The following is a 21,886-nucleotide window of genomic DNA, read 5'->3' on the forward strand; positions in this document are numbered from 1 at the left end:
GGTCACAGGCTCACGCCTCGAACACCTCGCGCACCAGCTGCTCCTGCTCGGCCTGGTGGCGCTTCGCGGAACCCACCGCGGGGGACGAGCCGTGCGGCCGCGAGATGCGGCGCAGGCGCTCGCCGTGCGGCACGTCCGCGCCGACCGCCAGGTCGAGGTGGTCGATCAGGTTGAGCGCGATGAACGGCCAGGCACCCTGGTTCGCCGGCTCCTCCTGGGCCCACAGGTACTTCTCGGCGTTCGGGTACTTCTTGATCTCCGCCTGGAGCTCGGCACCCGGCAGCGGGTACAGCCGCTCGATACGGATGATCGCGGTGTCCGTCACGCCGCGCTTGACCCGCTCGGCCTCCAGGTCGTAGTAGACCTTGCCCGCGCAGAAGACGACCTTCCGCACCGCCGCCGGGTCCACCGACGCGTCGCCGATGACCGGGCGGAAGCCGCCCGTGGTGAACTCGTCCGCCTTCGACGCGGCGGCCTTCAGGCGCAGCATCGACTTCGGCGTGAAGACGACCAGCGGCTTGTGGTGCGGGTTGTGCACCTGCCACCGCAGGAGGTGGAAGTAGTTCGACGGCGACGTCGGCATGGCGACCGTCATGTTGTTCTGGGCGCACAGCTGGAGGAAGCGCTCCGGGCGCGCGGACGAGTGGTCCGGGCCCTGGCCCTCGTAGCCGTGGGGGAGGAGCAGGGTGACGCCGGACGTCTGGCCCCACTTCTGCTCCGCCGACGAGATGAACTCGTCCACGACCGTCTGCGCACCGTTGACGAAGTCACCGAACTGAGCCTCCCACAGCACGAGCGCGTCCGGGCGGGCCAGCGAGTAGCCGTACTCGAAGCCCATCGCCGCGTACTCGGACAGCAGGGAGTTGTAGACGTTCAGGCGTGCCTGGTCCTCCGACAGGTACTGCAGCGGCGTGTACTCCTCGCCGGTGCTGCGGTCGATGATGACCGCGTGCCGCTGGCCGAAGGTGCCGCGCTGGGAGTCCTGGCCCGCGAGCCGGACCGGGACGCCCTCCAGGAGCAGCGAGCCGAAGGCGAGGGTCTCGCCCATGCCCCAGTCGATCGTGCCGTCCTCGACCATCGACGCCCGGCGCTGCAGCTGCGGCAGCAGACGCGGGTGGACGGTGATGTGGTCGGGGATGTTGACCTGGGACTCGGCGATCCGCTTGACGATCTCCGTGGAGACGGCGGTGTTCACGGCGACCGGGAACTCGGCCTGCGTGTCCGGCGTCGCCACCGTCGCCGGCTGCGAGGTGGCCTCGCGGACCTCGGTGAAGACCTTCTCCAGCTGGCCCTGGTAGTCCTGCAGCGCCTGCTCGGCCTCTTCCAGGGTGATGTCGCCGCGACCGATGAGGGACTCGGTGTAGAGCTTGCGCACCGAGCGCTTCTTGTCGATCAGGTCGTACATCAGCGGCTGGGTGAAGGCCGGGTTGTCCGACTCGTTGTGACCGCGGCGGCGGTAGCAGATGAGGTCGATCACCACGTCCTTGTTGAACGCCTGGCGGAACTCGAAGGCGAGCCGCGCGACGCGGACGACGGCCTCGGGGTCGTCGCCGTTCACATGGAAGATCGGGGCCTCGATCATGCGGGCCACGTCCGTCGCGTACATGGAGGAACGCGAGGACTCGGGGGCCGCGGTGAAGCCGACCTGGTTGTTGATGACGACGTGGACGGTGCCGCCGGTGCGGTAGCCGCGCAGCTGCGACATGTTCAGCGTCTCGGCCACGACACCCTGGCCCGCGAAGGCCGCGTCGCCGTGCAGGGCGATCGGCAGGACGGTGAAGTCCGTGCCGCCCTTGTTGATGATGTCCTGCTTGGCGCGGGCTACGCCCTCCAGGACCGGGTCGACCGCCTCCAGGTGGGAGGGGTTGGCGGTGAGCGAGACCTTGATCTGCTCGCCGTCCAGGCCGGTGAAGGTGCCCTCGGCGCCCAGGTGGTACTTCACGTCGCCGGAGCCGTGCATCGACTTCGGGTCGAGGTTGCCCTCGAACTCGCGGAAGATCTGCGCGTACGACTTGCCGACGATGTTCGCCAGGACGTTCAGCCGGCCGCGGTGGGCCATGCCGATGACGACCTCGTCGAGGCGGGACTCGGCGGCCGAGTCCAGCACCGCGTCGAGCAGCGGGATGACGGACTCGCCGCCCTCCAGGGAGAAGCGCTTCTGGCCGACGTACTTCGTCTGCAGGAAGGTCTCGAAGGCCTCCGCCGCGTTCAGCCGGCGCAGGATCCGCAGCTGCTCCTCGCGCTCCGGCTTGGCGTGCGGGCGCTCGATGCGGTCCTGGATCCACTTGCGCTGCTTGGGGTCCTGGATGTGCATGAACTCGATGCCGGTGGTGCGGCAGTACGAGTCACGCAGCACGCCGAGGATGTCGCGCAGCTTCATCAGGGACTTGCCGGAGAAGCCGCCGACCGCGAACTCGCGCTCCAGGTCCCACAGGGTGAGGCCGTGCTCGGTGATGTCGAGGTCGGGGTGCTTGCGCTGGCGGTACTCCAGCGGGTCGGTGTCGGCCATGACGTGGCCGCGGACCCGGTAGGAGTGGATCAGCTCGAAGACCCGGGCGGCCTTCGTGACGTCGTCGTCGTGGCTGGCGTCGATGTCCTTGAGCCAGCGGACTGGCTCGTAGGGGATGCGCAGCGCCTCGAAGATGTCGTCGTAGAAGCCGTTCTCACCGAGGAGCAGGTTCGCGACCTGGCGCAGGAACTCGCCGGACGCGGCGCCCTGGATCACCCGGTGGTCGTAGGTCGACGTGAGCGTCATGACCTTCGAGATGCCGAGCTTGTTCAGGGTGTCCTGGGAGGTGCCCTGGAACTCCGCCGGGTAGTCCATGGCGCCGACGCCCATGATCACCGACTGGCCGGGCATCAGGCGCGGGACCGAGTGGACGGTGCCGAGGCCGCCGGGGTTGGTGAGGGAGACGGTGACGCCGGTGAAGTCGTCCATCGTCAGCTTGCCGTCGCGGGCGCGGCGGACGATGTCCTCGTAGGCCTGCCAGAACTCGAAGAAGTTCAGCGTCTCGGCCTTCTTGATCGCCGCGACGACCAGCTGGCGGTCGCCGTTGGGCTTGACCAGGTCGATGGCGAGACCGAGGTTGACGTGCGGCGGCTTGACGAGGGTCGGCTTGCCGTCCTTCTCGCCGAACGACCAGTTCATCGACGGCATGGCCTTGATGGCCTGCACCATCGCGTAGCCGATCAGGTGCGTGAAGGAGATCTTCCCGCCCCGGGCGCGCTTGAGGTGGTTGTTGATGACGATGCGGTTGTCGAAGAGCAGCTTCACCGGGACCGCGCGGACCGAGGTGGCGGTCGGCAGCTCCAACGAGGCGTTCATGTTCTTCGCGACGGCGGCGGCCGGGCCGCGCAGCGTGATCAGCTCGGGGCCCTCCGGGGCCACCGCGGCCGGCTCGGCGGCCTTAACCTTCGGCTGCGGCTTGGCGGCGGCCGGCGCGGGAGCCGGGGCCGGAGCCTTCGGCTGCGCGGGAGCTGCCGCGGCGGGCTTCGGGGCCGCGGGGGCGGCCGGGGCCGCCTGGGCGGGCGCCGCAGCGGCCTGGACGGGCGTCGGAGCCGTGGATGGGGGTCCCCCCGCGCGAGTGGATTCGAGCGTGGGGGAGGTCTCCGCGGCCCCCGCGGCCGCGGTACCCGCCGGCGCCGGGGTGGCAGCCGCCCCGGGCTTGTAGTCGGCGAAGAAGTCCCACCAGGCGCGGTCGACCGAATTCGGGTCCTGGAGGTACTGCTGATAGATCTCGTCGACGAGCCACTCGTTCGGTCCGAACGCGGCGGCGGGATTCTTGCCCGCTTGGTCTGCGTCGGTCGAGATGCTCGATGCGTTACTGGGGGACTGTGGCGACACGGCGGCAACCGCCCTCTTCCGCTTCACAAGGTGATGGACAGCGGGAATCAAGGCTACGCCTCCATGACCGGGAAGGTCAGGCCGGGCCCGTTCATCGTCGCGTAAGTCACATCGATGGGTGTGTTTCGGGGGTTGAAATGGCGGGAAACAAGCGTGGTTCCGCTGCGAAAGGGATGCGACGACCCGGGCCCGGCGCGTACGCGACGCGGGCCTCTGCCTGATCACACGTGTCCGGCTGCGCGGATGCCCGTGGATCTTGTGGCTCCGCTTCGAACTTTACGTCAACTTGGCACAGATGGCAGGCCCGGAAGAGTGATGAGAATCCGGCACCCCCGCTCGGATTCGGCCACCCCGATCCTGCCGCCGTGCAGATCCACCGCCCAGCGGGCGATCGCCAGCCCGAGACCGGTGCCCCCGTCGCTGCCGGGGCCGTGGGGGCGGCTGACCGCACCCCGGTTGAACCGCTCGAAGACCCGGTGCCACTCCGAGCGCGGAATGCCCGGACCCTCGTCCAGCACCTCCAGCTCCAGCGACTCCGGCAGCGCCCCGCGCCGCGCCTTCACCGTCACGCGGCCGTGCGGCGGGCTGTGCTTGACCGCGTTGTCGATCAGGTTGGCGACGACCTGGTGGATCCGCTCCGGATCGGCGTGGGCGGTCAGCTCCGGCGGGGAGACGTCGAGGTGCAGATGGACGTCCGTACGGGTGTGGCTGCCGGAGCCGGAGGCGATGCCCGCGCGTGCGGAGGCGACCATGTTGGCCTCCTTGAGCACCCCGGACAGATACGGCCACACCTCGAACCGCCGCTGCTTCAGCGGTACGACGCCGTTGTCCAGGCGGGACAGGTCCAGCAGCGTCTCGACCAGCCGCCCGAGCCGCTCGGTCTGCCTCAGCGCCGTGCGCATGGTCTCCGGGTCGGCCTCGGTGACGCCGTCCACGATGTTCTCCAGCACCGCGCGCAGGCCCGCGATCGGGGTGCGCAGCTCGTGCGAGACGTTGGCGACCAGTTCCTTGCGCTGGCTGTCCTGGGCCTCCAGGTCGTCGGCCATGCGGTTGATGGTGACGGCCAGGTCGCCCAGCTCGTCCCAGCGGTTCTCCCGCACCCGGCGTGTGTAGTCGCCGTGCGAGATGGAGCGCGCCACCGCGTTCATCTCGTCCAGCGGCGCGGTGAGCGAATGCGCCACGAACTGCGTGATCAGCAGGGTGGCGATCATGGAGAACACCGTGATGAAGCGCAGCTCGGTCTCGGTGCGCATGGCGATCATCATCAGACCAGTGGTGATCAGCACCGAGATGACGACCAGTGCGCCGAGCTTCGTCTTGATCGAGAACGGGCGTACGCCGCCCCAGGGCTCCCCGGGGCTCCTCCGTGCGGCCGGCCGCCCCTCGCTCATGGCGTCGGCGTCTCCAGCGCGTAGCCCACGCCGTGCACCGTGCGGATCCGCTCGGCGCCGATCTTCCGGCGCAGCGCCTTGATGTGGCTGTCGACGGTCCGGGTGCCGGAGGCGTCCGCCCAGTCCCACACCTCGGCCAGCAGCTGCTCACGGGAGAGCACCGCGCGCGGGGTGTTCGCCAGACACACCAGCAGGTCGAACTCGGTGGGGGTGAGATGGACGTCCTCACTGCGCACCCGCACCCGGCGCTGCGCGTGGTCGATCTCCAGCTCGCCGAGCCGCAGGATGCCGCTGCGCGGCGTCGCGGCGGCCAGCGCCGCCCGCTCCACCCGGCGCAGCAGCACGTGCACGCGCGCGGCCAGCTCACGCATGGAGAAAGGCTTCGTCATGTAGTCGTCGGCGCCGACGCCGAGACCGACCAGCATGTCCGTCTCGTCGTCGCGCGCGGTGAGCATCAGTACCGGCACGGGGCGCTGGGCCTGCACACGGCGGCAGACCTCCAGGCCGTCGAAGCCCGGCAGCATGATGTCGAGGATCAGCAGGTCGGGCTGCCAGGCCTCGGCGGTGTCGACGGCGGCCGGACCGTCGGTGGCCGTCTGCACGAGAAATCCCTCGGCGCGCAGACGGGCCGCGATGGCGTCGACGATCGTCGGGTCGTCCTCGACCACCAGAACCCGGCGCTGCGCGCCCGGGGTGGCCTGCGCCGTGCCGTTGTGGGAGGTGTGTGTCTGCTCCATCGCCCGCCCCTGAAGTGTGCTTTCCGGAATCCGTGGGGTGATCCCATGACTGCGATTGACGCTTGAATGATCGGCGTCAGGCAAGCAGGGTACGGGGAGTCACCGCAGCTCGGCTATTCAGGTCGGACGCCGAGGTGCACGACGTCGGGAACGCCCCGGGCAACGGGCATCTCTTCGGTACGCACATGCCGGAAACCGGCATTCCACAAGGTTCCTTCAAATTCCGGGGAGGGTTTCGCCGACCATACGGCGAGCACCCCTCCGGGCCTCAACACCCTTGCGCAGCCTGCGAGTCCGGCCTTCGAGTACAGCCCCGCGTTGGCCTCGGTGACGGTCCAGTCGGGCCCGTTGTCGATGTCCAGGCACAGCGCGTCGAACGTGTCGGAAGTCTCATTGACGTAATCGAGCAGATCCGCTTCGACGATCCGTGTACGCGGGTCGGCCAGCGCATTGCCGGACACCGCGGAAAGCGGCCCCGCGCGGTGCCAGTCAATGACCGCGCGCTCCCGCTCGACCACCGTGATCCGGCCCCAACGCGGGTTGCCCGAGGCATGTGCGAGCGAGAATCCGACGCCGAGGCCGCCGATCAGCACCCGGGGGTCGGGACGGCCGTCGAGGGCGTCGAGAGCCGCGTCGACCAGCAGGCGTTCCGAACGCCCGTCCGATGTGTCCATCAGGAAACAGCCGTTGGCGATGATCTGCAGCAACGCCCCGTGCCGCCGCAGCACGACCTCGCCGTGCGGGCCCTCACGACGGTCCAGGACTTCGGGGATGTCGTATTCGGTGGGCATCAGTCCATCCTGGCACTTCCGCGACGGAACGTTGACTGAATTACGCACACGGTGTTGACGTCCGGTGAACCGGGCGGCCTCACGGGGGCCGCGATCTCGGGGAGGACGGCGGGCCGGCCTCGGCTGTCGCTGCCGCCGTCGGCTGCGAGCAGCGCCGCGGTGACGACGGGGATCACGCACTGCCGAAGGGCGTCGCCGATGCCGGGCACGCCCATGTCCTGGCGAACTGTTCGGGGTTGGGTAGGACCGTCGCGGCGGGCGCCGTGTCCGCCGGGTGGTGCTGGTCGTGCGGGCGGCGGCGAGGGACAGGGCGTGGCCGCGAAGTCCGGTCGCCTGCGCGGGTCGACCCGGAAGACGCGCGGGCGGTGCCTTATGCACCGGGAGGTGCCGGCTGTGCGGGCGGTGCCGTGTCCATCGGGAGGTGGCGGCCGTGCGGGCGGTGCGGAAGGGCAGGGAGTGGCCGCGAAGTGCGGTCGCCTGCGCGGGTCGACCCGGAAGACGCGCGGGCGGTGCCTTATGCACCGGGAGGTGCCGGCTGTGCGGGCGGTGCCGTGTCCATCGGGAGGTGGCGGCCGTGCGGGCGGTGCGGAAGGGCAGGGAGTGGCCGCGAAGTGCGGTCGCCTGCGCGGGTCGACCCGGAATCCGCGCGGGCGGTGCCTTATGCACCGGGAGGTGCCGGCTGTGCGGGCGGTGCCGTGTCACCGGGAGGTGGCGGCTGTGCGGGCGGTGCCGGAGAGGGGCAGGGATTGGCCCCAAGTCCGGTCGCCTGCGCGGGCCGACCCGGAAGCCGCGCGGGAAGTCCCCGGCCGAGTACGGCTCGAAGGCGCCGGCGCGGACGCCCGACCTCAGGCGCCCGGCGTGCCGGGTCCGGGCAGGCCCGTGAACTTCAGGCGCCCCGCGTGCCGGGTCCGGGCAGGCCCGTGAACTTCGCGCTGGTGAGCGGGGCCCGCACCGTCCACCCCAGCGACTCGTACAGCGCACGCCCCGTCGGCGTCCCCGCCGGGATGCCGGTCTCCGCGCCCTGCTCCGCCGCCGCGCGCTGAAGGTGCCGCACGACACGGCTGCCGAGCCCCTTGCGGCGGTGGTCCGGGGACGTCTCGATCCGGTTGACGACCGCCGTGGCGCCGGTCGGCGCGACCTGGCCGCGCGCCGCCCAGGAGCCGTCCGGCGCGGCGATCAGCACGCGCGTCACGCCGCCGCGCGCCCAGGTGCGCAGCCGGTAGCCGGCGGGCAGGTCCGGCTCGTCGTCGGCCGGACCGAGCGGCCGGGTCATCAGGCAGCCGGGTTCGGGATCGACCCACCAGCCGGGGCCGAGCAGGCCCCCGACGCGGGCCGGGTCGGCGAAGACCTTCAGCCGGACCCCCGCTCCCGTCACCGAGCCCGCCACCTTCCGGACGGTGTCCTCCTCCACGGCGTCGTCCACCCCGCCCAGGACCTGCCGGGTGACGTGTTCGGCCAGCCCCACGTCCACCGTCCACCCCCAGGGTTCGGCCACGGGCGGAGCCGCCCCGCACGACAGGACCCAGCCGTCCACCCAGTCCCTCACCACTCCGTCCACGGCTCCCCCGGTAATAGGTGCACTCAACTGTGCGTTATTGCCCGCATAACGCTGTGCGCTGCTGGACATGCGGCGGCAGAGGTGATCGCTGAGAGCGAACGCGGGCCGGGGAACATCCCGGCGTGCCCAAGCATTGAGTCGGCATAGCTCAACTTGACTGCCGAAGGGGAGATCATGGCTTCGACGTCCACACCGCTCACCCTGCCCGTGCTGCCGCTCGACGGCGAGGTCGTGCTGCCGGGGATGGTGGTTCCGCTGGACCTGAGCGACGCAGATGTCCGGGCCGCGGTGGAGGCCGCGCAGGCCGCCGCCCGATCGGAGCCCGGAAAGCCCAAGGTGCTGCTGGTGCCCCGGGTCGACGGCACCTACGCGAGCACGGGTGTGCTGGGCACGGTCGAGCAGGTCGGGCGGCTCGCCGACGGCGACCCGGGCGCCCTGATCCGGGGCCGGAGCCGGGTGCGGATCGGCGCCGGGACCACCGGGCCGGGTGCGGCGCTGTGGGTCGAGGGCACCAGCATCGACGAGAGCGTGCCGGACCCGGCGCCCGGGCACGTCGCCGAGCTGGTCAAGGAGTACAAGGCGCTGGCCACCGCCTGGCTGAAGAAGCGCGGTGCCTGGCAGGTCGTCGACCGGGTGCAGGCCATCGACGACGTCTCCGCCCTCGCCGACAATTCGGGCTACTCGCCCTTCCTGACCCTCGACCAGAAGATCGAGCTGCTGGAGACCGCCGACCCGGTCGCCCGTCTGAAGCTCGCCACCCAGCAGCTGCGCGACCACCTCGCCGAGCAGGACGTCGCCGAGACCATCGCCAAGGACGTCCAGGAGGGCGTCGACAAGCAGCAGCGGGAGTTCCTGCTGCGGCGGCAGCTGGAGGCCGTGCGCAAGGAGCTGCGCGAGCTGAACGGCGAGAAGGAGGGCGAGGAGTCGGACGACTACCGGTCCCGCGTCGAGGCCGCCGACCTGCCCGAGAAGGTGCGTGAGGCGGCGCTGAAGGAGGTCGAGAAGCTGGAGCGGGCCTCCGACCAGTCGCCCGAGGGATCGTGGATCCGCACCTGGCTCGACACCGTGCTCGAACTGCCGTGGAACGAGCGGACCGAGGACGCGTACGACATCCAGGGCGCGAAGGCCGTGCTGGACGCCGAGCACGCCGGTCTGGAGGACGTGAAGGAGCGCATCACCGAGTACCTGGCGGTGCGCAAGCGGCGTGCCGAGCGCGGACTCGGGGTCGTCGGCGGGCGGCGCGGCGGTGCCGTACTGGCCCTGGTGGGCCCGCCGGGCGTCGGCAAGACCAGCCTCGGCGAGTCCGTGGCGCACGCCATGGGCCGCAAGTTCGTCCGCGTCGCCCTGGGCGGCGTGCGCGACGAGGCCGAGATCCGCGGCCACCGCCGTACGTACGTCGGCGCGCTGCCCGGCCGGATCGTCCGCGCCATCAAGGAGGCCGGGTCGATGAACCCGGTCGTGCTGCTGGACGAGATCGACAAGGTGGGGTCGGACTTCCGCGGCGACCCCGCCGCGGCCCTGCTGGAGGTGCTGGACCCGGCGCAGAACCACACCTTCCGCGACCACTACCTGGAAGTGGAACTCGACCTGTCCGACGTCGTCTTCCTCGCCACCGCCAACGTGCTGGAGGCCATCCCGGAGGCCCTGCTCGACCGCATGGAGCTGGTCCGCCTCGACGGCTACACCGAGGACGAGAAGGTCGTCATCGCCCGTGACCACCTGGTGCCGCGTCAGCTGGAGCGCGCCGGCCTGGACAAGGACGAGGTGACCCTCGACGAGAGCGCGCTGCGCAAGCTGGCCGGCGAGTACACGCGCGAGGCGGGCGTGCGCAACCTGGAGCGGTCCGTCGCACGGCTGCTGCGCAAGGTGGCCGCCCAGCACGAACTGGGTGAGCAGGAGCTGCCGTTCACCGTCACGGACGAGCACCTGCGCGACCTGATCGGTCGGCCGCACCACGTTCCCGAGTCCGCCCAGGACCCGGCGGAGCGGCGCACCTCGGTGCCGGGCGTGGCCACCGGACTCGCGGTCACGGGCGCCGGCGGCGACGTGCTGTACGTCGAGGCCTCGCTGGCCGACCCCGAGACGGGCGCGGCGGGCCTGACGCTGACGGGCCAGCTGGGCGACGTGATGAAGGAGAGCGCGCAGATCGCGCTGTCGTTCCTGCGCAGCCACGGGGCCGAGCTGGAGCTGCCGGTCGCCGACCTGAAGGACCGGGGCGTGCACATCCACTTCCCGGCGGGCGCGGTGCCGAAGGACGGCCCGAGCGCGGGCATCACCATGACCACCGCGCTGGCCTCGCTGCTCTCCGGGCGCCAGGTCCGCACCGACGTGGCGATGACCGGTGAGGTCTCGCTCACCGGCCGGGTGCTGCCCATCGGCGGGGTGAAGCAGAAGCTGCTCGCCGCGCACCGGGCGGGCGTCACCACCGTGATCATCCCCAAGCGCAACGAGCCCGACCTGGACGACGTTCCGGACGAGGTGCTGGACAAGCTCGACGTCCACACCGTCACCGATGTCCGCCAGGTCCTGGAGCTGGCGCTGTCGCCCGCCACGAGCGGCGTGGCGCCGGAGGTTCCGGTCGCGGCGTGACGGACGCGATCGGAAGGGCAGGGCCCGGGTCCCGTGAGGGAGGCCCGGGCCTTCGCCGTACGTCAGCCGTCCTGTCGCGGTGCTACGCACGTGGACCGGCCGGTGAGGAGGGGGGGTCCGGAGGCTGCCGTTGGTCTACGCCTGCGAAATACTGAAAGAGCCGGGGCGACGACGGGCGCCGGCGACGACTTCACCACCGGGACGACGGATCAGGGTGCTCACGTGCACGAGGGCGGAAACGACGGCAGTCAGCGAGGCGAAGCGGACGCGTCGCGACCCGGTGCGGAACAGGAGTTCCTGGCGCTGGAACGCGAGTTGACGGTGTTCCTGCGGCGGGCCCGTGCGAACCAGGGCGAGATGGCCCGCGCGGTCCACCCGGACCTGGAGTCGGCGGCGTACGGGCTGCTCGTCCGTCTGGACGAGTGCGGCCGGCAGCGGGCCACCGACCTCGCCGCCTACATCGGTGTCGGCAAGGCCACGATGTCGCGTCAGCTGCGCGCCCTGGAGGACCTGGGGCTGGTGGCCCGGGAACCGGATCCGGCGGACGGCCGCGCCTGGCTGGTGCACCTGACCGACGAGGGGCGCACCCGGGTGCAGCGGGTCCGGGAGGCCCGTCGCGCCCGGTACGTCAGCAAGCTCGCCCACTGGGACCGCGACGAGGTGGCGGAGCTGGCCCGGCTGCTGCACCGGCTGAACTCCGGGATGGAGAAGTAGCGGAGCCTGCTCACAGCTCCACGTAGACCGCCGTCGCGTCGTCGTGGGTCTTGTTCCGGCCGAGGTACGTCCGCTCGTCACGGTCGGCGGTCTCCAGGGCCCGTACGCGGTCGACCAGGGCCTCGACGCCCTGCTTGCGGACGAGGGTGAACAGGTCCGTCCAGTCGCCCTCGCGGAACGTCTCCGTCCACCGGGTCGCGCCGTCCGTCAGCGCGGCCAGGGCCCGCACCTCGCCGCGCGGCAGCGCTCCGGTCACCGCCCGCCCGGCCACCGAGGGATCCGCCGCGGCCGTGAAGAAGCCGCCCTCCTTGTTGCGGACCGTCGCGTCGACCAGGGCGTCGGTGGCCAGGGTCGCCCGGGGGAGCCGGGCCAGGCGGTCGTCGAGACAGGGGGTGACCAGGCCGTCGGGCGACTCCACCAGCAGGACCGAGTCGGACAGGACCAGGTACTCGACGGTCTCCTGCGACCAGCGGGCGAGGGCCACGGTCGCCTGCGGGGTTCGTGGGTGAGAAAGGTCACAGGTTCCCCCGTGTGCCTCGGCGGTGCGCGCTATGGCGCGGGCCAGGGCCTCGGGCAGGGGAACATCCGGGAGTGAAACGGTCAGTTCGGTCAGGGCCCCGCCCAGGCGGGCGGTGTACCAGTGAACGGAATGCCGACAGCCGGTGCCGTCCCTCGGCGGGGTCACTCCGTCCAGCACCACGAGGGAACCGCCCTGTCCGCAGGCGGGTAGCCCGACACTGGCGAAGTCCTCGTTGGGGCGGGCCGGGTCTCCCGGCCGGGAGGCGAGTTCCGTACGCATCCAGCCAGTCTGCACGAGCCCTTCACAGCGTCCGCGAAAGGGTGGCAACTCCCGCCGAATCACCGTACTGCCGCAGGTCAGCCGCCGGATTTGGGGTGGAATGCTGGACTCCGGCAAGACGTGGCGGCGAATACTGCCAAAGCACGCCGCCGACGTCCAACCGGCCCACCGCGACGGGCCCCCGCAAGCACCGGAGGAACTTGCCCGCCAACTCCCCTCCGATGTTCACTCCTTCGGGTGGCGGGTCGGGTGATGTGCGATGACTGACCACCGGCACTGGGAGGGTCGGGGACCGTACGTACCGGGTGGTGCACACACCAGTTGACGGGACGTCACCCGGGCCCATGGGTACACGAGTCAGGAATGCGAGCACCGGTGCAGAAGACGCGGCCTCGGCGCACAGGCAAGCAGACGGCCTCCGAGGGGGGCGCGGAGCGCACCCCTGTCGGCAAGGGCCGCCCGACCCACGTGCGCAACCGGCTCATCGTGGCCGTGGCGGTCGTGGCCGCCGCCATCGCCGGCGCGGGCACGCCCTCCGTGATCGCCGCCTCCGGGCAGCTCGGGGACAGCCAGGAACTGGTGACGCTGAGCGGGCGGACGCAGGACGCCCTCGCCCTCGCCCACTCCCTCGCCGACGAGCGCGACGAGGTCGTGTCCTACGTCGCTGCCGGGCGGCCCGAGTCCAAGGCGCCCTCGGAGCAGCGCAGCGCGCGGGTGGACCGGCAGGTCGAGGAGCTGCGCGCCGACACCGACACCCCGGCCGGGCTCCGCTCGGACCTGGACGCCGTCGCGGCCGTGCGAAGAGCGGCGCTCACCGGAAAGAGCACCGCTCTCGAAGCGCACGAGGCGTACTCCGACGCCATCGCCGAACTTCACCACCTCGCCGAGGACCTGGCCGAACAGCTCCCGCCCCGCGCGGGCTCCGGCGCCTACGCCCTCGCCGAACTCGACACCGCCGTTCAGCAGGCGGCCGCCACCCGAGGCCTGCTCCTCGCCGCCCTGAGCGTGCCCAGCACCACCCAGACGGTCTACGACCCCGTCACCGGCCTGCCCACCGAGACCAGGGTCTCCTCCGAGGCCGACAGCAAGCAGCGAGCCGCCCTCACCGCCGCCGCCCAGCAGGCCCGGTTGCGCTCGGAGTCCGCGCTCGCCGACTTCCACGACACCGCCACCAAGGCCGCCCGCGGCACGTACGACTCCACGGTCACCGGTCCCGAGGTCAACTCCGCCGACGAGTACCTCGCCGCCCTCACCGACCAGCCCACCCTCTCCGACGAGGAACTCGGCACCAGCGCCGACAAGCTGAACGCCGCCCTCACCGCCCGCGTCGAGCTGATGCGCGGCGTCGAGGCCTCCCTCTACGAGCGCCGCACCACCGCGCTGGAGCAACTGCGCGACGACGACGTCACCGCCCTCGAGATCCGCATCGCGATCCTCGGCGCCCTGATGCTGCTCGCCGTCGGCGTCGCCACCGGCATGGCCCGCAGCCTCACCCGCCCGCTCGCCGTGCTGCGCCTCGGATCCGCCCGGCTGGCCGGCGCCGAGGCCCCGGCCACCGAGGAACCGGTGAAGTTCACCGGCCGCAACGACGAGTTCGCCCAGGTCGTCCGCTCCGTCAACGCCCTGCACGCGCACGCCGTCGCCCTGCACGAGCGGCTCGCCACGCTGGAGTCCGACCGCAAGCACCTGGTCGGCCAGCGGCAGAGGATGGCCGACGCACGCGAGGAGCTGCGCGCCGAACTCGCCGACTCCGCCGCCCAGCTGGAGCGGCTGCGCGACAGCATCGGCGGCACCTTCGTCAACCTCGCGCTGCGCACCCTCGGCCTGGTCGAACGCCAACTGGGCGTCATCGAGGGCCTGGAGGAGCGGGAGCAGGACCCCGAGCGGCTCGCCACGCTGTTCAAGCTCGACCACTTCGCCACCGTCATGCGCCGGCACAGCGAGAACCTGCTCGTGCTGGCCGGCACCGAACACGTCCAGCAGCACGCGGGCCCGGTCCCGATGGTGGACGTCGTGCGGGCCGCGGTCAGCGAGATCGAGCGGTACGAGCGGGTGCGGATCACCGCGCTGCCCCCGCACGCGCACATCGCCGGGTTCGCCGCGGACGACCTGTCCCACCTGCTGGCCGAACTCCTGGAGAACGCCACCTCCTTCTCCCCGCCCGACCTGCCCGTCGAGATCTCCGGCTGGCTGCTGGAGAACGGCGAGGTGATGCTCTCCGTCCAGGACGAGGGCATCGGCATGACCGAAGAGCGGATGACCCGGCTCAACACCCGGCTCGCCGACTTCGACCCCGAGTCGCCGTACGACCAGGAGGGCGAGGACGGGCTCGGGCTCGGCCTGTACGTCGTCGCCCGGCTCGCCCACCGGCACGGGGTGCGCGTGCAGTTGCGCGAGCAGAAGCAGGGCGGCATCGCGGCGGTCGTGGTCCTGCCCCAGTCCCTGCTCGCCGAGGCCACGCCCGCCGCCGTCCCGTCGCCCACGCCCGCGTCCCTCTCCGAGAGCGCGCAGGGCTTCTCCTTGCCCGGCGCCGACGCGGAGGCCAACTCCAACGTCCTGCACGGCCGCTCGAAGAACGGCGACCCGCTGGTGGCGCTGGCGGAGCGCGCGGTACAGGCGCAGGAGCCGACGGCCGCACGGGAGGCCCCGGAGTCCCCGGCCGAGACGACGATGGAGCTGATGCTCCCGGAGCAGCCGGGCGAGCTGGGCAAGCTCCGGGAAACGGAGCGGGACCCGGGCGCCGACCACGCCCCGGAGCTCGCGGCGGAGCGGGACCCGGGCGCCGACAACACCCCGGAGGGTAGGGCTGAGGGTGACCTGGGCGCCGACCACGCCCCGGAGCGCGCGGCGGAGCGGGATCTGAGTGCCAACAGCGCCTTGGAGGGTAGGGCTGAGGGTGACCTGGGCGCCGACCACGCCCCGGAGCTCGCGGCGGAGCGGGACCCGGGCGCCGACAGCACCCCGGAGGGTAGGGCTGAGGGTGACCTGGGCGCCGACCACGCCCCGGAGCGCGCGGCGGAGCGGGATCTGAGTGCCAACAGCGCCTTGGAGGGTAGGGCTGAGGGTGACCTGGGCGCCGACCACGCCCCGGAGCGCGCGGCGGAGCGGGACCCGGGCGCCGACAGCACCCCGGAGGGTAGGGCTGAGGGTGACCTGGGCGCCGACCACGCCCCGGAGCGCGCGGCGGAGCGGGACCCGGGCGCCGACAGCACCCCGGAGGGTAGGGCTGAGGGTGACCTGGGCGCCGACCACGCCCCGGAGCCTGCCGCGGCCCCGTCGCGGCCCGCCGTCCCGGCCCCCGCCGACCCCTACGCCATCGGCCCCGACACGCACGAGCGCACCCCCGACGAGGGGGACGAGCCCGAACTCGTCACCGACAAGGGGCTGCCCAAGCGCACGCCGAAGATCAACGCGCCCGCGTCGGCGCCCCGGCCGCGCACCGGGTCCGTCGACGCCGAGGCGCTGCGCCGCCGCCTGGGCGGATTCCGCCAGGGCGCGGAGGCCGGCCGGCGGGACGTCGAGACGGAGATCGCCGAGCGCACCGGCCAGACGGAGACGCCGTCCGCCCCGGCGCGCCACACGGCCACCACGGAAGCTGTGGCCGGTGACCCGGCGACGTCCGGGGCCACACCGCGCGACGCCGCCGGGACGACTGCCCGCGCACACGCACACGCCGAAGAATCCACGGGGGGCACCGTCGAGGAGGCAAGCAGTTGACCGCGCCCAGTACGTTTGGACTGAGCAGTGAGGCCCGCAATCTCCACTGGCTGCTGACGAACCTCGTCGAGGAGGTGCCCGGCATCCTCTCCGTCGCGGTGGTCTCCTCCGACGGACTGCTGCTGCTCTCCTCCGACCCTGGGCGCAACGAGGCCGCCCGGTCCACGCGGGAGGGCCGAGCGACCGGACCGCGCGGCTCCTCCTCCGATCTGGCCACCGTCGTCTCCGGCATCGGCAGTCTCACCATCGGCGCCGCCAAGCTGCTGGAGTTCGGCCCGGTGAAGCACACCATGGTCGCCATGGACGAGGGCAGCCTGTTCGTGATGTCGATCAGCGACGGCTCGCTGCTCGGGGTGCACGGCTCCGCGGACTGCGACATGAGCGTCGTGGCGTACCACATGGCGCTGTTCGTGGGCCGCGCCGGCCATGTCCTGACGCCCGAACTCCGCAGCGAGCTGCGTAAATCCCTGGAGTCCGAACCGACGGGGAGTACCCGATGAGCGCCACTGCCGGTACGCCGAAGAAGCTCCCGGTGCGCGGCGGCGACCGCAAGCCCGCCCGCGTCCGCCCCTACTCGCTCACCGGCGGTCGTACCCGCTTCGGGCACGTGCTGCTGGTGGAGACGTTCGTGGCGAGCACGGCCGCGCTGGACGCGCCCGAGGAGCGCAAGGAACTGACGAACGGCTCCCTGCGGTCCACGGTCATGCCGGAGATGCGGGCCATCGTCGAACTGTGCCGCCGGATGCGCACGGTGGCCGAGATCGCCGCGCTGCTGAAGATGCCGCTCGGCGTGGTCCGCGTGCTGCTCAGCGATCTCGCGGACCAGGGAAAGATCCGTGTGTACGGAACGGGAACCGGTCACGGCACGGGCCGGCCGGACCGCGCTCTGCTGGAAAGGGTGCTGAGTGGACTCCGTCGTCTCTGACGTCGCTCCTGGCGTCTCCCCGATCGTCGAGCCCGACGAGAACCTCAAGTCCTGGCAGACGGACCGCACCCGCGCCCCCATAGCCACCAAGATCGTGGTGGCGGGCGGCTTCGGCGTCGGCAAGACCACGCTGGTCACCTCCGTCTCGGAGATCACGCCGCTGCAGACCGAGGCGCTCATGACCGAGGCGAGCGAGGAGACCGACGACCTCACCGGTACGCCGGACAAGCTGACCACCACGGTGGCCATGGACTTCGGCCGCATCACGCTCGACGACGACCTGGTGCTCTACCTGTTCGGCACGCCGGGCCAGCAGCGGTTCTGGTTCATGTGGGACGACCTGGTGCGCGGCGCGATCGGCGCCGTCGTGCTGGCCGACACCCGCCGTCTGAAGGACTGCTTCCCGGCGCTGGACTACTTCGAGAGCTGCGGACTGCCGTACGTGGTGGCGGTGAACCACTTCGACGGCAGCGAGAGGTTCGAGCCGGAGGATGTGCGGGAGGCGTTGACGATCCCCCGCCACATACCCGTAATGATCATGGATGCGCGCCGCCGGATCTCCGCGATCGAGACCCTCCTGGCTCTCGTCGGCCACGCGCTCGACGAAACACCCGAGTAGACCCGACCTAGGAGTCACCACCCGCATGCGGAAGATACTCGTCGTCGGAGCCGGTCAGTCCGGACTCCAGCTCGCCCTCGGACTGCAGTCGCACGGGTACGAGGTCACCCTGATGTCGAACCGGACGGCGGACGAGATCCGCTCCGGCCGGGTCATGTCGACGCAGTGCATGTTCCACACGGCCCTTCAGCACGAGCGCGACCTGAAGCTGAACTTCTGGGAGTCCCAGGCCCCGAAGATCGAAGGGCTCGGCGTCTCGGTGGCGGCCCCCGGCTCGTTCGACCCGGGCCCCTCGCAGCGGGCGATCGACTGGGTGGGCAAGCTGGACGGGTACGCCCAGTCGGTGGACCAGCGGGTGAAGATGGCGGGCTGGATGGAGACGTTCGCGCAGCGCGGCGGGCAGCTGGTCATCCACGGCGCGGCGGTCGGCGACCTCGACTACTTCTCCCGCACGCACGACCTGGTGCTGGTCTCGGCGGGCAAGGGCGAGCTGGTGCAGATGTTCGCCCGCGACCCGGAGCGCAGCCCGTACAGCGAGCCGCAGCGCGCCCTCGCCGTCGCCTACGTGCACGGTCTCGGCCCGCGCCCGGAGCACCCGGAGTTCGACGCGGTCCGCTGCAACCTGGTGCCCGGCGTCGGCGAGCTGTTCGTGATGCCGACGTTCACCACGTCGGGCCGCGCCGACATCCTGTTCTGGGAGGGCATACCCGGCGGCCCGCTGGACGTCTTCAACGGCGTCAAGGACCCCGCGGAGCACCTCTCCCTGACCCTGGAACTCATGGAGAAGTTCCTCCCGTGGGAGTACGCGCGGGCCACCAAGGTCGAACTGACCGACGCGAACGGCACGCTCTCCGGCCGGTACGCCCCGACCGTGCGCAACCCCATCGGCCGGCTGCCGGGCGGCGGCCTGGTGCTCGGGGTCGCCGACGTGGTCGTCGCCAACGACCCGATCACCGGCCAGGGCTCCAACTCGGCGTCCAAGTGCGCCGCCTCCTACCTCGCCTCCATCCTCGAGCACGGCGACAAGCCCTTCGACGAGGCCTGGATGCAGCAGACGTTCGACCGCTACTGGGACACCGCCCAGCACGTCACCAAGTGGACCAACGCGATGCTGGCCCCGCCGCCCGAGCACATCCTCGACCTGATCGGCGCCGCCGGTCAGCTCCAGCCGGTCGCCGACCGCTTCGCCAACGGCTTCAACGACCCGGCGGACTTCGAGAACTTCTTCTACGAGCCCGAGAAGACGGCGGCGTACCTGGCCTCGGTCGCGGAAGCCTGACCGGCTTCTGACCAGCAATCCGACCGTCGTCACCTGTCGTCGTTGGTCGCTGCTGGTCGCCCTCGGACGGCCCAGAGACGGCCCCGGTACTGCTGCCGGGGCCGTTGGCGTCTCGCTGGGGCTCAGCCTTTCGATGCGAACCATGGGCGCGACAGTCGCTGAGGTCGGCCGGGCACGTCGGTTGGCGGCTGAAGGCCGGTGACGGTCGGCAGTGGGCGTGGCGGTTGCTGTACTTCCGCTGCTGTGCAGCACCAGCGTCGCCCCCCCATCAAGTCGACGGTCTCCGCACGCTGACCCGTGCGTCAACGCCTCGCATGGCGGTCGGCCGGCGCGCGTCGACGAGAGCTGCCGCCTCCCGGCAGGCGTCACACGCTGACTCTCTTTGTGGCAGCCACAGGTGATCCGACGGCGACATGTGGTCTCGCCCGATACCGCACAGTGTCCTGCCGTACGAGCCGTAGGCATGGCAGGTGGAGGGAGGTGGATCGTCGGCGACTGCTCGCTCCCACCGCATCTCGATGGGCATGTACGGCGGACGGGCGATCTCGAAGACCCCTCCGCCCACGTACGTGCTTGCGTAGCACCAGGAGCAGGACCACCTTCCGAATGACAAGTCCCTCTGTCCGGCGGCACGGATGAGGTCTTCTGGAAGTGGTGAGCCGAGTCACCCACGTGCGGCGGCTCACCGTAGCCGTGCCTGTGACCTGCGTGGATGCCGGGACTAGTTGGCATCATCTGTCAACGCCGGTTCGCCTCGGACGGCCCGGAGACGGCCCCGGGCAGCTACTGAGAGCCACCGTGGATCCCCAGGGTGGGCAACGGCTGCTGCCAAGTACCGGCTAGTTCGGTGAGTGCCTCGCGTGCCAGCCGGCGCACCTTGAGCCACCCTGCGTCGGCGGTCAGCGCCTCGTACGTCCACCTCAAAGCCTGCTCCGCCCCGCTCATCGCGTCGAGGATCGCGTCAATGCGTGCGAGGCGCGACTCCATCGCAACGTCGATACGGCCGGTCTCGGCGAGGAGCACGATGGAGGCTCGCGCGTTCTCGTAGTCCAACGCCAAGTCGTCGGTTTCGAGTCGGTACTTGTCGAGCCATGCTGTCTGGTCCCTCGCGTCCACAGCGAGCATCGTGAGCGTCTCGACCAAGTACGTCCACGCGCCTGCTTCGGACAGCCTCTGCTCGCTCATTCCGCCCCCTCGGCGCCCATTGGACCACGAGGCCGGTGTAGCGACTTCGGCCGGGAGCTTTGAGCGAGTGGAGGACCCGCTCGGCGATCGCAACGATCTACGCCAAGGCCCAACCTCCGGTCTGACGGCCCATAGACAGCCCACGGCCCCGTACAGACTGGCCAGCTCGGTAGAAACGGCTGGTAGAAGTCTTGCGGGGCCGTCAGCTGGCTTGTCCGAGCCGGAGAAGACGGAGGCGTACCTTGCTTCCGTGGCCTCCTAGTCGCGCGCCCCTGCGGGGCGTCGGTCGGGGCGAACGGCTCCCAGGATCGGGTTGTTCGCGAGAGGGGCGACCTTGATCTTCTCGCCGGTGCGGGGGGCGTGGACGACCTTGCCGTCGCCCAGGTACATCGCCACGTGCGTGGCCTCGGGGAAGTAGATCACCAGGTCGCCGGGGCGCAGTTCCTTCAGCGGAACGCGGGGGAGCCGGGCCCACTGCTCCTGGCTGGTGCGGGGGATGGGGGTCCCGGCGTGCGCCCAGGCCTTGGAGGTGAGCCCGGAGCAGTCGTACCTCTTCGGGCCCTCCGCGCCCCACTCGTACGGCTTCCCCAGCTGCCGCATGGCGTAGCGCACGGCCCGGTCGCCCCGCGGGGACGGCGCGGCGTCGGCGCCGAGCGCGCCGGAGGCCACCAGCTTCTGCTGCGCCGTGGCCGTCCCCTTGTCCTCGGCGTCGGCGAGCGCGGCGATCTGCCGGGCGCTGAGCGAGGCGAGCAGCTTCTCCACGTCGTCGAGCCGCCGGCGCACCGCGTCCCGCTCCTTCTTCCGCCGTTCGGTCAGGGCGAGTTGCCGGTCCAGCGCGGCCCGCGCCTTGCGGGCCAGCTCGTCGGCCTTCTTCTCGCTGCCGGCCAGCTCCCGCACCGTCGTGGCCCGCTCCCGTGCCAGCTGCCCGATCACATGGCCCTGGTCGAGCGCGTGCTGCGGATCGCGGGCGAGCAGCAGCCGCAGGTACGGGGAGAGGTCGCTGCGGCCCTGGTACTGCTGGCGGGCCAGCCGGCCGGCCGCACCCCGGCTGTCGTGCAGGGCGAGCCGGGCGCGGAGCAGCGCGGCGTCCAGCCGTCGTGCCTCGGCGCGCTGCTTCCTCAGGTGTTCCTCGGTGGCGTTGTAGGCCTCGGTGGCCTTCTCGGCCCCCCGGTACAGCCGCTGAAGATCCGTCAGCAGGTCGGCGACCGACCGCCGTCCGGGCTCGACCGGCTTCGGTGCGGCCGCCGCGGGCACGGCTGCGAGAACGGCGTGGGCCGCCACGGTCGCCGTACACACCAGGCGCAGTAGCCTTCCTGACACGTCATCACCTCCGGTGCGGGGCAGCGGGTCCGCTCCGCACCGTGAGCATGTGACCTGCCCGCGCGGCCCGCGCGCCGACCGTCGGCGGGTTGGCGTAACGACGTCACCCGTCCGCGTCGTCCGGCTTGCCTCCCGGCGTGGCGTCTGGCTTGCGCCACGGCCACCCGGGCCGGCGGCCCCCCTGGTCGCCCGCGGGATCGTGGACGTACTTCCAGCGCCGGGTGAGCCGGCCCTGGCCACGGGACTCCCGGCGGTAGACCAGGACCGTCGGCGGGCCGCCGTGCGGGTCGGGGACCGGGATGCGGTACGTCTTCGGCGGGTGGCCGGTGAGTCCGAGGAGCACGGGCAGGACGCGGCCGTCCATGGGGCCGCCCTCGAACGGGGTGTCTTCGCTCTTCACGGCACCAGTCTCGGCCAT

Annotated in this window: 16 protein-coding genes; 7 read left to right on the top strand and 9 right to left on the bottom strand. The window is 71.5% G+C overall.

Features of this window, described 5'->3' with window-relative positions; genetic code table 11:
- Nucleotides 1–10: 10 nt before the first annotated feature.
- The 5 genes from IPT68_RS24370 to IPT68_RS24390 form a co-directional block, all read right to left on the bottom strand.
- The gene (locus tag IPT68_RS24370; protein ID WP_189696497.1) at nt 11–3,844 is read right to left on the bottom strand and encodes a multifunctional oxoglutarate decarboxylase/oxoglutarate dehydrogenase thiamine pyrophosphate-binding subunit/dihydrolipoyllysine-residue succinyltransferase subunit; all 3,834 of its coding nucleotides are present in this window, start codon (nt 3,842–3,844) and stop codon (nt 11–13) included.
- 281 nt (nt 3,845–4,125) lie between these two features.
- Complete coding sequence (locus IPT68_RS24375) at nt 4,126–5,235, bottom strand: sensor histidine kinase (RefSeq protein WP_189696498.1); 1,110 nt, start codon at nt 5,233–5,235, stop codon at nt 4,126–4,128.
- Nucleotides 5,232–5,972 carry a response regulator transcription factor gene (locus tag IPT68_RS24380; protein ID WP_189696499.1) on the bottom strand — a complete coding sequence of 247 codons (741 nt, stop codon included), beginning with the start codon at nt 5,970–5,972 and terminating at the stop codon, nt 5,232–5,234. Before IPT68_RS24380 ends, IPT68_RS24375 begins: the two co-directional genes overlap by 4 nt.
- A gap of 113 nt (nt 5,973–6,085) precedes the next feature.
- Nucleotides 6,086–6,763 (bottom strand): spermine/spermidine synthase domain-containing protein, encoded by a 678-nt coding sequence (locus tag IPT68_RS24385; protein ID WP_189696500.1) that lies wholly within the window; start codon nt 6,761–6,763, stop codon nt 6,086–6,088.
- 886 nt (nt 6,764–7,649) lie between these two features.
- Entirely contained in the window at nt 7,650–8,321 is a 672-nt protein-coding gene (locus tag IPT68_RS24390; protein ID WP_189696501.1) for a GNAT family N-acetyltransferase, read from the bottom strand.
- Nucleotides 8,322–8,495: 174 nt separating this feature from the next.
- Here IPT68_RS24390 and lon point away from each other — a divergent pair, with 174 nt between their 5' ends.
- The gene (lon, locus tag IPT68_RS24395; protein ID WP_189696502.1) at nt 8,496–10,910 is read left to right on the top strand and encodes an endopeptidase La; all 2,415 of its coding nucleotides are present in this window, start codon (nt 8,496–8,498) and stop codon (nt 10,908–10,910) included.
- A gap of 222 nt (nt 10,911–11,132) precedes the next feature.
- Entirely contained in the window at nt 11,133–11,624 is a 492-nt protein-coding gene (locus IPT68_RS24400) for a MarR family winged helix-turn-helix transcriptional regulator (protein ID WP_189696503.1), read from the top strand.
- Between the two features lie 10 nt (nt 11,625–11,634).
- On the opposite strand, the gene IPT68_RS24405 is transcribed toward IPT68_RS24400, so the two are convergent.
- A complete protein-coding gene (locus IPT68_RS24405; protein WP_189696504.1) occupies nt 11,635–12,423 on the bottom strand; it encodes a protein phosphatase 2C domain-containing protein in 789 nt (262 codons plus the stop codon).
- A 375-nt stretch (nt 12,424–12,798) separates the two neighbouring features.
- On the opposite strand from IPT68_RS24405, the gene IPT68_RS24410 reads away from it, so the two are divergent.
- Genes IPT68_RS24410 through IPT68_RS24430 form a run of 5 tightly spaced genes read left to right on the top strand, consistent with a single transcriptional unit; the run spans nt 12,799 to nt 18,963 of the window.
- Nucleotides 12,799–16,140 (top strand): sensor histidine kinase, encoded by a 3,342-nt coding sequence (locus IPT68_RS24410; protein ID WP_194074005.1) that lies wholly within the window; start codon nt 12,799–12,801, stop codon nt 16,138–16,140.
- Nucleotides 16,137–16,640 carry a roadblock/LC7 domain-containing protein gene (locus tag IPT68_RS24415; RefSeq protein ID WP_189696506.1) on the top strand — a complete coding sequence of 168 codons (504 nt, stop codon included), beginning with the start codon at nt 16,137–16,139 and terminating at the stop codon, nt 16,638–16,640. The genes IPT68_RS24410 and IPT68_RS24415 overlap by 4 nt, the downstream gene beginning before the upstream one ends.
- The gene (locus IPT68_RS24420) at nt 16,637–17,065 is read left to right on the top strand and encodes a DUF742 domain-containing protein (protein ID WP_189696507.1); all 429 of its coding nucleotides are present in this window, start codon (nt 16,637–16,639) and stop codon (nt 17,063–17,065) included. The genes IPT68_RS24415 and IPT68_RS24420 overlap by 4 nt, the downstream gene beginning before the upstream one ends.
- On the top strand, nt 17,046–17,684 hold the full coding sequence (locus IPT68_RS24425; protein ID WP_189696508.1) for a GTP-binding protein: 639 nt from the start codon (nt 17,046–17,048) through the stop codon (nt 17,682–17,684). The genes IPT68_RS24420 and IPT68_RS24425 overlap by 20 nt, the downstream gene beginning before the upstream one ends.
- Nucleotides 17,685–17,709: 25 nt before the next feature.
- Nucleotides 17,710–18,963, top strand: coding sequence for a styrene monooxygenase/indole monooxygenase family protein (locus IPT68_RS24430; RefSeq protein WP_189696509.1), 1,254 nt, complete (start codon nt 17,710–17,712; stop codon nt 18,961–18,963).
- 783 nt (nt 18,964–19,746) lie between these two features.
- On the opposite strand, the gene IPT68_RS24435 is transcribed toward IPT68_RS24430, so the two are convergent.
- The 3 genes from IPT68_RS24435 to IPT68_RS24445 form a co-directional block, all read right to left on the bottom strand.
- Nucleotides 19,747–20,148 carry a hypothetical protein gene (locus IPT68_RS24435; RefSeq protein WP_189696510.1) on the bottom strand — a complete coding sequence of 134 codons (402 nt, stop codon included), beginning with the start codon at nt 20,146–20,148 and terminating at the stop codon, nt 19,747–19,749.
- 258 nt (nt 20,149–20,406) lie between these two features.
- A complete protein-coding gene (locus tag IPT68_RS24440; RefSeq protein WP_189696511.1) occupies nt 20,407–21,468 on the bottom strand; it encodes a C40 family peptidase in 1,062 nt (353 codons plus the stop codon).
- A 103-nt stretch (nt 21,469–21,571) separates the two neighbouring features.
- Nucleotides 21,572–21,868 carry a hypothetical protein gene (locus IPT68_RS24445; RefSeq protein WP_189696512.1) on the bottom strand — a complete coding sequence of 99 codons (297 nt, stop codon included), beginning with the start codon at nt 21,866–21,868 and terminating at the stop codon, nt 21,572–21,574.
- Nucleotides 21,869–21,886 lie beyond the last annotated feature (18 nt).

Source organism: Streptomyces chromofuscus (assembly GCF_015160875.1).
In the GTDB taxonomy this organism is placed as follows: Bacteria; Actinomycetota; Actinomycetes; order Streptomycetales; family Streptomycetaceae; genus Streptomyces; species Streptomyces chromofuscus.

Bases quoted from the DNA above. Each gene is read 5' to 3' on its own strand.
- IPT68_RS24375 (WP_189696498.1), bottom strand. From the start codon at position 5,235: ATGAGCGAGGGGCGGCCGGCCGCACGGAGGAGCCCCGGGGAGCCCTGG.
- IPT68_RS24380 (WP_189696499.1), bottom strand. From the start codon at position 5,972: ATGGAGCAGACACACACCTCCCACAACGGCACGGCGCAGGCCACCCCG.
- IPT68_RS24385 (WP_189696500.1), bottom strand. From the start codon at position 6,763: ATGCCCACCGAATACGACATCCCCGAAGTCCTGGACCGTCGTGAGGGC.
- lon (WP_189696502.1), top strand. From the start codon at position 8,496: ATGGCTTCGACGTCCACACCGCTCACCCTGCCCGTGCTGCCGCTCGAC.
- IPT68_RS24405 (WP_189696504.1), bottom strand. From the start codon at position 12,423: ATGCGTACGGAACTCGCCTCCCGGCCGGGAGACCCGGCCCGCCCCAAC.
- IPT68_RS24420 (WP_189696507.1), top strand. From the start codon at position 16,637: ATGAGCGCCACTGCCGGTACGCCGAAGAAGCTCCCGGTGCGCGGCGGC.
- IPT68_RS24430 (WP_189696509.1), top strand. From the start codon at position 17,710: ATGCGGAAGATACTCGTCGTCGGAGCCGGTCAGTCCGGACTCCAGCTC.
- IPT68_RS24435 (WP_189696510.1), bottom strand. From the start codon at position 20,148: ATGAGCGAGCAGAGGCTGTCCGAAGCAGGCGCGTGGACGTACTTGGTC.